Source organism: Brevundimonas sp. GW822-FHT03E11, from assembly GCF_058801445.1.
On sequence record NZ_JBXANG010000003.1, the window covers coordinates 467,697 to 478,547 of the forward strand.

Sequence of the window (10,851 nt, forward strand, 5' to 3'; positions counted from 1 at the left end):
CCACCGCCGCGACGAAGGGCTGCGCCGTACACCCGCCCTCGCGAGGTAGAGCAGCGCCGTCGGCGACGGACCAACTCGGGCGGGCAGATGTTCGGCGGTGGCGACGTTGCTGGGCATGTTGTGGCTCCTTGCTGGCCAGAAGAGTGTCGGCCACAGCTGCGTCAGAATCGGTCGCACGATCGGCCGCTTGCTCTATCTCCTGCACTGCTTGGCGTCAGGCGGGAGCGGCCGCCTTGAAGGCGAACTGCGTCTCGCATTTCTCATGCAGGCAGACCGGCTTGTTGAGATTGCCCCGCTTGAACCGCCGCCGGCTGCAGGAGGGGCACTGGAACAGGTCCCGGAAGGCCCTGAACTCTGTCCAGCGCGCCTGCTCGTCGCCGATGGAGCCCTGGGCCCCGGGGTTGTCCTGGAAGTGGCTGCCGAAGTTTTCCACCACGCCGGACAAGAGGGACTGGAGGAATGGGTTGCTGACGCCGGGGATCAACGGCGGCGTGAGGCCGCGGCCCTTGAGGAAGCTCCCCAAGGCGTTGGCGAGCTCCGACCGCTCGTAGGAATAGGGCCGGTCCAGGGGGCGGATCTGCACCGACACGCCGAAGTCGCGGCAGATGGAGAGCAGCCAGTCCTCCTCGGCCTGACGGATCTCGTTGGCAGCCGACAGGCCGGCGTCCCAGCGGGCCTGGATCGCCTCGTCGCTAACCTGGGCATCGCTGAACCGAGGTCCATAGTCAGCGTCGAGCCGCATGATCCGACTGTAGCGCCAGCGGGCCGGCGGCAGCTGATCGCGCAGATAGAAGAAGAACCGCTCGTCGTGGGTCACTACGAGGACTTGGAGGGCGGCCAAGAGCGTCCCGATGACGCTAGTCAGGGCCCGACGGTGGTTGGCGTCGTAGGAGGTGACGATGTCGTCGAGGACCACGAACTGGGCGGCCTGGTTGAAGCACAGGATGGCCGCCAGGCGGAAGGCTAGCGCCAGGGAGTGGATCTGAGAGTCGCTTAGGTAGCCGCCCGGCTGGACGCCCTCCCGGTTGGAGGCGAAGTCGATAAGCAGGAGGAGCCGCTGCTGGTTCGTGTCCTCTTCCGAGGGGAGCTGCAGGCGGACCGGTTTCGCTCGCTCCCCTTGGATGGCCTCGTAGATCGCGTTCATGGGCGCGTTCAGGCGGTCGAGGAGGGCCTGGACCGCCGCACGGATCTGCGACGTCAGCACCGTGGCCTGGGCCGTCAGCTCGGCCGCGAGCTTTTCGAGCTCGGCCTTCGTGCGGTCGGCGAGAAGGCGCTCCCGCTTCAGGTCGAGCAGGCAGTTGGCCAGCGTCCAGGCCTTAGCGTAGGTCGCGTCGCCCTGGGCGGCCTCGATCCCCTCGATCTCCGCAGCAAGGGCGTGGTCCAGGTCCCCGAGGGACTGGGCGAGCGCTGCGACCTCGGCCGCCGCTGGCGCTGGTCCCTTCTGCAGCTTCTGGAGGTAGGCCTTGAGCGCCTCGCCGAGAGGGCCGGGCAGTTCCTGCGCCACGAGAGCCTGCACGGCCGCCAGCAGCTCGAGGCGAATGGCCTTCGCGGCGCTGGTCGCATCCTCCAGCGCCTGCTTCGCCGAGCGGTAGGCTTCTAGCGCAGTCAGGTGGCTCGCGAGGTGAAGGGCCACTCCGGCGGCATCCCCGCCCTTAGTCGCGTCCAGCGGGGTGTCGCAGACGGGGCAAGCGTCCGGCGGGGTATCGCCGGAGAAGAGGGGTTGAGCGGCCTCCCAGACGTTGGCGAACACCGCCTTCTCCGCCTTGGAACGCTCCATCTCCTCTAGCTTGATTGCCGCGTCTCGGGCCGTCAGCGCGTCCCCGAAGGCAGCGATCAGCGAAACGGGATCCTCATTCTTGAGCTCGCTGGGATCGCGATGCAGCGCCCGCACCAAGCCCAGCCGGTGCTTCAACGCAGCCAGACCGAGCCGATCGGCTTCAGCCTCCGCCCGACCCTTCAGCGTGAGCATTGCCGGATCATTGGCGCTGAGGGACGTCAGCTGTAGCGCGCCGTCCAGGACCTTCATTGCGGCGTTCAGGTGGGCGAGGGTTGCGCTCTCGTCCCAGCTAAGGAGGGCCTGGGCCGTCAGCCGCGCCAGGTTCTGGTCCACGTGCTGGAAGGCGGAGGTGTTCTCGCAGGCGGCCTTCACCTGCTGGCGCAGGGCGCGGGTGTTCCTCTGCACCTCGACGAGCGGCGTCAGGTTGAGCCAGCCCGCCACCGCTGCGTAGCGGGCCTCCGCAGACTCGCCCTCCACGAAGGCGCGCAGGGCATAACCGCGAATGATCGGGTCGACGGCGCAGGCCGCGACCACCGTCTGGGCCGCGGGCGTGATGGGGCGCTTGCCGTCCCCGCTGCGGGCCCCGCTAAGCAAGGCCTTGCCAGCGCTGAAGGTCATGGAAACCGAGCAGCTTACCCCCTTTTCTTCTGCCAGATTGTGCTTCAGAGCGACGGGCCCCGCCTGGTTGTTGGCTGTGCGCGCGCCGAGCCGCTCCAGCGTCCCTGTGTCAGAGAGATAGAACTCCACCCCATCCACCAGGCTCGACTTGCCCATGGCGTTGGGGCCGTAGACCGCTAGGCAGGGCTTGCTGCTGAAGTCGAAGGTCTGGGTCTCCAGGTAAGCGCGGAAGCCGGAGAGCGACAGTTCGCGGATGACGATCGGATCAGCCATGCGCCGCTTCCTTATCGAGCAACGCCTTGGCCCGGGCCTGGGCGAGGGCCACGATGGCGGCGGTCGCCTGTTCCGGTGCCTTCTTCGCCGGGGTCTCCGTAAGTATGTGTTGCGCGAGGAGCTGGGTGAGCTCCAGGTCGCCGCCAGGACGGTCCGCCAGCGTCACGGCGAGGCTCTCGAGAACCGATTTGGCGTCCTTAGGTTGCGCGCTAGTCGGCGCGGCTCCTGCGGCTTCTGCGGCTTCGCACATTGTCTGGCTTCCGTTAAGACCTAACCTCTACCATAAGACGCAGCGCTGGCTAGAAGACGCTGGTCGTCATGCTGTTCTCCGACACCCTGATGTTCATGGTCGACAGTGAGGTGCATCCCGCCAAGTTCGGCAGCATCACGCCGCTTGGAGGGCGGCGGTAACGGTGCTGCTGAGAACCGCGCTGAGTGCGGTGCCCCATCCTGGCTGCGGCTGTGAGCGAGGCGCTCGTGGAGCGACGCCGGACAGGTGCAGGGAGCGGACCTCGGCCTTCGATTGCCGGCTTGGCGGCTGAGTGACCGAAGGTCTGCTTTCAGGCGCTGAGCCAATGTCCGCTGCTGGCGCTAACGTCACCCGCCAACGCTAGCGCCATGGGCTAACCGCGCGACAGGCCCGCACAATCCAGGGCATTCAACCGGCGAGGGGTCAGGGAACAACAGTCGCCGGTTGTGCGTCCGTAGCTCTTTCGCCTAAGCTGATCTTTGGGGGGCCGATGCTGTTTCGTGCGTTGAACGCTGACATCTTCACCTTGTTCGCGGGAGGCAATCGCCGCCTGTATGAGGCTGTCCTGCTCGACATCTACGATGAGTTCTTTCGCGCGGAGATGCTGTTTCCGGCCCAAGGCGAGGTGGTCAGCGCCATCTATTCAAGTCTCGCGCGGAACGCCGAGCATTGGCGGGACGACGAGGCCGAGGTCGTCCTCGACACCCTTTCCGTTCGAGGATCGCGACGGCTCAGACGACGTCGGTCCGAGACCGCGGATGCGGAGGCGAGCGGGGAGGCGATGGCGCGGGCGCGCCATATTTACAATCGCCTGCTCCAGACCGGATGGCTCGACGAGAACCGCTACGGGCTGAAGGTCACCGTCGACATGCCGGCCGGCGCGTTGCGGCTGGCTGAGTTTCTCTGGAGTCTGACCCAGGGGGTCTCCGAGCAGGTCGGCGGTCTGGTGGTTCAGGTCAAGAACGCGCTGGACGCCGCGCGCATCAATGCGCGGGACAGTGCGCTGGGCGTCAACAAGGCGGCCAAGGATGCGGCCGCCTTCGGCCGCTACCTTCGCAGCGTGCTTTCGGCCTTGCGAGACGTCGACCGTCAGGTGATGGGCAGCCAAAGCGTCGAAGAGCGGCTCAAGTACTACTTCCACGACTTCGTCGAGCAGGTGTTGCTCCGCGATTACGCCGATATCTCGACGACGTCGCACCCTTATCGATTTCGGCACCACATCTTCGAGACCATTCAGGCGATCGAGGATTCGGCCATGGACATGGACTCGCTCGCCGAAGCCTATTTCGAGGCCCGCCTAGGACAGGATATTCGGGATGCGTCCGCGGTGGTCCAGGACGATCTGCTGACGATCCGAACGGTTTTCGACCGGATCGAGGACGCCTTCCGGCGCATCCAGCAGCATCGGGGCCGCCTGGAAACCCGACTGAGGAACACGGTCCGATACGCCGGTCGCCAGACGGGCGGCTTTTTGCAGAGAAGCGAGCGCGTCGTGATCCTCCTCGATCGCCTGCTACAGACGTCGGTCGCCATCGAAGCAATGGGGCCCATGGAGGCGCAGAGGGAGTTCCTGTCTCCATTCCTGCTCGCCCGCCCGCGAAGCGCTCGCCCGGCGGTCGTGAGCGGCGTCCTCGATCTGCAAAGCCTGACGCCGTTGCAGATGTATCGCCGCGACCTCCAGCGGCGTTACCTCGACCGCCTCAATGTTCGTCCGGCGCAGGTACAGCGTTTCCTTGAACGGCGAGTGCTTCCGTTGACGAGCCAGGCGGCGAGCGATCTCCATATTGGCGATCTCGATGATTTCCTCGCCTTCGACGCGCTTCGCGTCGCCGTGGCTGGCGCGGACGGCGGCCAGTCCGCGAAACGACTCCTGACCGCCCTGTCTCAGGATTTCGAGTTCGAGACCAGGGAGGGAGACCTCGTGGACAATGAGTGGATCGCCTGCCGAGGCTTCATCGTCCGGCGCAAGACCGACGCCATCACGCTGGAGCGCTCGCATGCTGATTGAGTTTCAACAGTTGGAGGAGAAAGACGCCCGGCTGTACGCGCGTGTCACCCAGGTCATCGCCCACCTGCTTCGTCACCAGTTCCTGCATATCGACGACCGCGGCGCAGCCGGGCTGATGGAGACGCTGCGAAGAGCGGCGGCCGTCACCCTGCTCAGGGACTATTTCGATGTCGCCGGCTACCGGCTGGTCGTGCGCGAAAGTGAGGGCTGGGCCGGGCTTTTCCCGGACCTCGACCGGATCACGGCGCCGAGGATGCGCATCGAGGACTCTCTGGTCCTGCTCGTCCTGCGCAGGCTCTGGGAAGAAGAGGTCCAGAACGGCGACATACAGCCTCATGCCAGTGTTCTGCTGACCCTCAACGCGGCCTACGACGCCTATCAGGAAACAGTCTCGCGAGCTCGGCGACCGGCGCTGAAGGTCGGGGAGTTTCGCGATGTCCTGCTGTCGCTCGAACGGCGCGCCATAGTACGGCTCGGTCCGGAAGATGATCAGGCGCAGGACCGCGAACTCACGATACGGGCGCTGGTCAGCGAAGTGGCCGGCGACGATTTCCTCACCTCGCTTGAGCAGCTTCTTCAGAGACCGGATGTCGTCGAGGATGATGCCGATGAGGAGCCTGCCGCTCCCGAGGCCGATCGGGCCGAGGTGGAGGTCTCCGCATGATGACCCTCAGCCGCATCGCCCTGGTTCAGTGGCATCTGCTGGCCCGAGCCGACCTTGATATCGTCGGCAATGGTGCGATTTTAGGTGAGAACCGGTCCGGAAAATCGACCCTGATCGACCTGATCCAGACGGTGATGTCGGGCGGGGCGGCCAGCCTTTACAAATACAATCGTTCGGCCGGCGAGGGCTCCGGACGTTCAGAGCGCACGCTCCAGAGCTACTGCCTTGGACGGTTGGACGAGGGCGTGAGCCTGCGCGATCAGACAATCACCCACATCGCCCTGACGTTCGAAGACGCGGAGGGAGATCGCCCTCCGGTCACTCTCGGCCTCTGCGTGGAAGCGACCTCTCGCGACAACGCCGTAATCCTCGGGCGATATGTCGCCGAGGGCGTTCGCGCGGATTCCGCGCTGTTTGTCGAGGAGGTGGATGGCGTCGCACGTTCTGCGGAGTGGCCGGTCGTGAAACAGAGGCTGGAGGCGGCCTGCGCAGCGGGCGGCTACGAACTCCGGCGACAGACCAAGGCGCGCGACTTCATCCGAGAATATATGCGCCTGCTGTTCACTAAGGGGCAGCGGTCCGAGCCCGAGCGCTTCGCGCGGGCGTTCGTCCTCGCCCTGTCATTCCACCACATCCCGTCTGTCGAAGCCTTCGTTCAGACCTATCTGCTGGAAAAGAACGACATCGACATTGGCGAGCTCCGCGCGTCCATCCAGCGCTACCGCCAGATTCAGCAGGACATTCACGACCTGGAGGACAGGCTTGCCGCCCTTCGTGAACTCAAGATGCAGGCGGATTCGTTCGAGGATCTTCTGCGACGGGAACAGATCGCCCGCAGCGTCGAACAGCTTGCCCAGGTAATCGAAGCGGGCGGCGCCCTGTTCGACAATCTGCGAGCGCATCGCGAGGCCGAAGACCAACGCCGGCGGGTCGAGGAGGATCTTGATCGCTGCGAAGCAGAACTTGCGCTCGCGAAGGATCTCGTCGTGTCCCTGACGGCCCAGATTCAGGCGCAGGGTCGCGGTGCGGAGGAGGCCGTGCTGAACAGCGAAATGAAGCTCGCCCTGAAGGAACGGGCCGAGCTCCTTGGCCGGCTTCAGGCGCGCTTTCTCCGCGCCGCCCGCGGAGTGTCCCTCCTCGACCAGAGGGCGCTGCTGCAGCCGCTCCGGCTGGGTCAGCTCACGTCCACGCTCGAAGCGATTCAGAAGCAGAGCGAAGGCCGCAATCCCCCCGACTGGCCGCAGGATCCGGCCGGGATGGAAACGCTGCTGAGTACGGCTGCGACCATCGCGGCTGAGAAGATCGACGGCGTGCGCGAAGAGCGGAACAGCCGCATCGGAGCAAGGGAGGGCATCCGCGCCGAGCTGAAGGAAGCGAAAGCCCAGCTCGGCAAGAGCCAGCAGGGCGCGGCCTTGCTGGACCCGCGAACGGAAGCGCTCATGGCCAAGCTCGCTTCGCTGGGAATGGAGCCCCGCGCCGTATGTGAGGCTGTCAGTCTGACCGACGAAAGCTGGCGCAATGCTGCGGAGGCCCTGCTGGGCCGAGACCGGGAAGCGGTGATCGTTGCGCCGGAGCACGCCTCACGTGCGGTCGAGATTCTTCGCGCCGGACGAGACGCCTTCCGCGGGTGCCGGGTCGTCAACACGCGTAAACTCCAGGGATCGGCCCATGAAGCGACGCCAGGATCTCTCTCCTCGGTGTTCACAAGTGAGGACAGCCTGGCCATGGCCTTCCTTGTCCAGCGCGCCGGTTCGGTGCGGCTGGCCGAGACGCAAGAGGAACTGATGGCGGGCCCGCGCGCCATTATGCGGGACGGCGCCTACAACAGCGGCCTGGTCGTCGAGGTTCTTCATCCGCAAGGCCTCAAGATTGGCCGCGCCGCCGCGGGCCTCATGCAGACTCGCCTCACCGATGAGATCCGAGACCTGACGGCCATCCTGTCCAAACACGATGCGAACGTCGCCTTCATCGATGACGTGGTGCGGCGACTGGAAGACCTCTCCAGCCCGGTAGAGGCGGCCGATCGCCTCGATACCCTCGTCTTCAGCATCGCCGACGCCGAGGAGAAGGCGGAGGACCGAAGACGACGCTTGGCCGATCTGGCGGCGAACGTGGATCCGGAGCTTGAGCAAGCGCTGGCGGTGGCGCGGCGGCGTCAAGAGATGGCGGAAGGGGAAAGGCTCGCCCTGGCCGAGCAGCGCGGTTCACTGGGACAGACCCTCCAGGATCTCCAACGCCGTCTCGAGAGCGGCGAGGCCCAGCCAGGCTCAAGGCTGTGCCTGGCCCTGAGGTGGCGAACTTTCCGCCAGCGGCTTCCAGGCCGCCAAGCGTTCCTTCCGGTGCGGCAGGCCTACGCGGCGCTCAGAGCGGGCCGTCGTCCGGAGAAGATCGCCCGTGATCAGGCTGCGGAGGCCGAGACGCTTGTTGCTCGATACCGAGAGGTCGAAAGCGCGCTGCGCGTCGACCTCGGCCGCTTCCGCGCGAAGTTCGGATCCGCATCGGTCCCGGAGCCCCAGGCGCGCATCATCGCGGAAATCATGCCTTGGCTCGAGGAAGGCATCGCTCTTCTCGAGCGGAATCAGCTGATCCAGTATCGCGAACAGGCCGACCGGGCGGCCGAGGAAGTCAGCCACCTCTTCCGGACGTCCTTTGTCCATGAACTGAACGGTCGGTTCAGCGGTCTCAGGAGCGAGATGCTGGCGCTGAACGCAGCCCTCCAATCCCGGCCGCTTCACGGCGAAGTCTACTCGGTCCATTGGGAGATCAAACCCGCCTTCGACGCGCTGTACCGCCTCGCCCGGGACAGCGAGTCCGACGAAGACGTCCTCGCGGCGCTGTTCGGCCGGGGCGAACCTCGGGACGAGAAGCACGCGCTCGCGCTCAAGGAGGTCGAGCGCCTGATGCAGGACGAAACGCTCGATTTCACGATCTACCAGGACTATCGCAACTACTACGCATTCGAGCTCCGGATGAAGGACGTGGCCACGGGTCGGCAGACAAGCTTCGACCGGCGGCGCGGTGTGGCGAGCGGCGCTGAACTCCAAGTCCCCTTCTACGTCATCATCGGCGCCGCCCTCGCGAGCATCTATCACGGACGGCGGATTACGCCCGGCGTCGAGCGCGGGATCGGTCTGGCCGTGTTCGATGAGGCGTTCAGCAAGATGGACGGCTCGAACCAACGCATCCTGTTGGACTTCTACCGCGACATCGGTCTGCAGGTGGTGGTGGCCGCGCCGCCGGAAAAGCGTTCGGTCATCTTCGAGAATCTGGACAGCGTCATCGACGTATACCGCTTCGGCGACGCGGTCACCGCGGAGTCGGCGCGCATCAAGCCGCTGGTCCATGAAACCCTCAGGCGCGCCAATCCGCGCAACAGGACGGATGACGATCTGATCGCGGAGATGGCGGCCGCGCCCTTGCCCGCTCAATGACGGAGACCCTTGACCCAGTCGCGCTCCTGCACGGGCTGCTGGACCGTCACGAACGCCAGGCCGGCAGCGCGGCGGCGACGGCGCGGATCGACGAGGACCGCTTTCATTCAGTGGCTGACTGGGATGCCTTTCTCGCCGTCCTCGGGACCGTCGAGCGGAAGGGCGGTTTGCGCCTCGTTCGGACCCGCCGAGGCGGCGTGGAGCACATTCGGACGGTGCGGCTCGTCGACCCCGAAGTGGTCTATCAGGTGTTGGGACGCACACCCTCCCGGGAGGGCGCAGCCGCCGCTGTCGCCTCCGTCCCGGAGGAGGCGGATGGAGCCGGGTTCGCATCGGTCATCGCCCGGATCGAAGCGGGGTGGGCGAGGCACAAGACCATTCTCGGGCTGAGGCCCGGCCAAACCGACCGTCTCGACAAGGCGGCGCGGCTGGCGCGGGCGCTTCGACGCCGTTCGCAAACCAACGAGAGCGTCCGCCAGATCGATTACCGCAGCTTCTCCCGGGATGCGGCGGGGGACAGCAAGGCCTTGGCCGATACGCTTGTGACGGTGGCGGCCTTGCTTCAGGCCGACGACCCCGCGAGGCTGGCCGATCTGATCCCGGAAGATGTGGTCGCACTTTACGGAGTGGAGCGTCTGCCCGCGCCGGTGCTCATCAGCGGAGCGGTCGCCTTGGATGGGGCGGTCCTCCCGCGGGCTGAGTATCTCGGGTTCCCGGGAGCAGTCGCCGAACATCTAAGCCCGGGCGCGCCTCCGGCCTACCTTCTGACCATCGAAAACTACACCTCCTTCATCCGACATTCGCGCGAATGCGCGGGAGACGATGGAGGGCTGGTCATTTACACCGGCGGCTTCCCCTCCCGCGCCGTCCTCGCCGCCCTCCTGCGCCTCGCGCGCCTTAGCCAGCCGACGGTCTATCACTGGGGCGACATCGACCCAGGCGGACTGCGCATTTTCCGATCGCTCGAGCAGGCCTTGGCTGCGGAGGGCCGCAAGCTGCGACCTCATCTGATGAGCCTTGAGCTCCTTCGCGAACGCGGTCGTCCCGACCCTCAACGAAGGCGGCTCTCCGTCGGCGCCGCCCAGGGAAGCGCTATCGCCCCGCTCTGGGATGCGATGGCGCGAATGGAAACGCCATGGGAGCTTGAGCAGGAGGGGGTGGCGCCGTCACGTCCAGAAGACCCAGGCGCCTAGAACTGGTCGCTCTCAGCGGCGCGATGCACCGGAACGGTGCGCCTTCTCACCCGCTATTGAAGCCGCACGCCATCCGGGGCGGACGTGACCATGGCGAGGCTGTCGACCATGGCGTCGATCTCGGCGTCCAGCCCGGAAATATCCAGGCCGGCGAATCGCTCGCAGGCGGCCTCCCGCCAGGCCGCTCTCAGGAGTTCGCGGGCCGCCTCGGATCGAGATCCTCGAGATAGATCAAGCCTCGCTCCGCGAGCAGGCGCCTGGCGACCACGCCGGCGCGCCCGGCCAGATCCTGATAGATCTCCGCTTCCTCATCCGAGAGGTCTTCGGTCAGGGCGGTCCTCCGCGAAGACGAATGGGGGACGGGCCTGGAACTTCTGCGAGGAAGCCCGGTGTTTCGGAGCGGATCGCCGCCGACGCCTGAACGTCCCCCGGCTCCCGATCGGCCCCTATCGTCCCGGAACCCGTCGCCCCCAGACTACAGCGCGAAGGAGCGGGAACAACACACCCATTCATCGCCGACCCGAGAACGCCGCGAACAGGCGCATGTGGTGCAAGGAAGGGCTAAGTCCGTATGTCCTTTCCCTCGTCCGGCGTGATGCCGGATGCTGCAGCCTTCAGCAGCGTCGAGGAGGAAGGA

The 10,851-nt window shown here is 66.0% G+C and carries 6 protein-coding genes; 4 read left to right on the plus strand and 2 right to left on the minus strand.

Annotation, left to right across the window (positions count from 1 at the left end):
- Positions 1–214: 214 nt before the first annotated feature.
- Both AC1RKE_RS07640 and AC1RKE_RS07645 read right to left on the minus strand, forming a co-directional pair.
- Positions 215–2,668 (minus strand): AAA family ATPase, encoded by a 2,454-nt coding sequence (locus tag AC1RKE_RS07640; RefSeq protein WP_492896730.1) that lies wholly within the window; start codon positions 2,666–2,668, stop codon positions 215–217.
- The gene (locus AC1RKE_RS07645; RefSeq protein ID WP_492896732.1) at positions 2,661–2,918 is read right to left on the minus strand and encodes a hypothetical protein; all 258 of its coding nucleotides are present in this window, start codon (positions 2,916–2,918) and stop codon (positions 2,661–2,663) included. Before AC1RKE_RS07645 ends, AC1RKE_RS07640 begins: the two co-directional genes overlap by 8 nt.
- A 490-nt stretch (positions 2,919–3,408) precedes the next feature.
- Between AC1RKE_RS07645 and AC1RKE_RS07650 the strand changes: the two genes are divergently transcribed.
- Genes AC1RKE_RS07650 through AC1RKE_RS07665 form a run of 4 tightly spaced genes read left to right on the plus strand, consistent with a single transcriptional unit; the run spans position 3,409 to position 10,214 of the window.
- The gene (locus tag AC1RKE_RS07650; RefSeq protein WP_492896734.1) at positions 3,409–4,926 is read left to right on the plus strand and encodes a Wadjet anti-phage system protein JetA family protein; all 1,518 of its coding nucleotides are present in this window, start codon (positions 3,409–3,411) and stop codon (positions 4,924–4,926) included.
- Positions 4,916–5,590 (plus strand): DUF4194 domain-containing protein, encoded by a 675-nt coding sequence (locus AC1RKE_RS07655; protein WP_292259856.1) that lies wholly within the window; start codon positions 4,916–4,918, stop codon positions 5,588–5,590. The genes AC1RKE_RS07650 and AC1RKE_RS07655 overlap by 11 nt, the downstream gene beginning before the upstream one ends.
- Complete coding sequence (locus AC1RKE_RS07660) at positions 5,587–9,021, plus strand: SbcC/MukB-like Walker B domain-containing protein (protein WP_492896736.1); 3,435 nt, start codon at positions 5,587–5,589, stop codon at positions 9,019–9,021. The genes AC1RKE_RS07655 and AC1RKE_RS07660 overlap by 4 nt, the downstream gene beginning before the upstream one ends.
- On the plus strand, positions 9,018–10,214 hold the full coding sequence (locus AC1RKE_RS07665) for a Wadjet anti-phage system protein JetD domain-containing protein (protein ID WP_492896738.1): 1,197 nt from the start codon (positions 9,018–9,020) through the stop codon (positions 10,212–10,214). The genes AC1RKE_RS07660 and AC1RKE_RS07665 overlap by 4 nt, the downstream gene beginning before the upstream one ends.
- Positions 10,215–10,851 lie beyond the last annotated feature (637 nt).

Bases quoted from the DNA above. Each gene is read 5' to 3' on its own strand.
- AC1RKE_RS07645 (WP_492896732.1), bottom strand. From the start codon at position 2,918: ATGTGCGAAGCCGCAGAAGCCGCAGGAGCCGCGCCGACTAGCGCGCAA.
- AC1RKE_RS07650 (WP_492896734.1), top strand. From the start codon at position 3,409: ATGCTGTTTCGTGCGTTGAACGCTGACATCTTCACCTTGTTCGCGGGA.
- AC1RKE_RS07640 (WP_492896730.1), bottom strand. From the start codon at position 2,668: ATGGCTGATCCGATCGTCATCCGCGAACTGTCGCTCTCCGGCTTCCGC.
- AC1RKE_RS07655 (WP_292259856.1), top strand. From the start codon at position 4,916: ATGCTGATTGAGTTTCAACAGTTGGAGGAGAAAGACGCCCGGCTGTAC.
- AC1RKE_RS07665 (WP_492896738.1), top strand. From the start codon at position 9,018: ATGACGGAGACCCTTGACCCAGTCGCGCTCCTGCACGGGCTGCTGGAC.
- AC1RKE_RS07660 (WP_492896736.1), top strand. From the start codon at position 5,587: ATGATGACCCTCAGCCGCATCGCCCTGGTTCAGTGGCATCTGCTGGCC.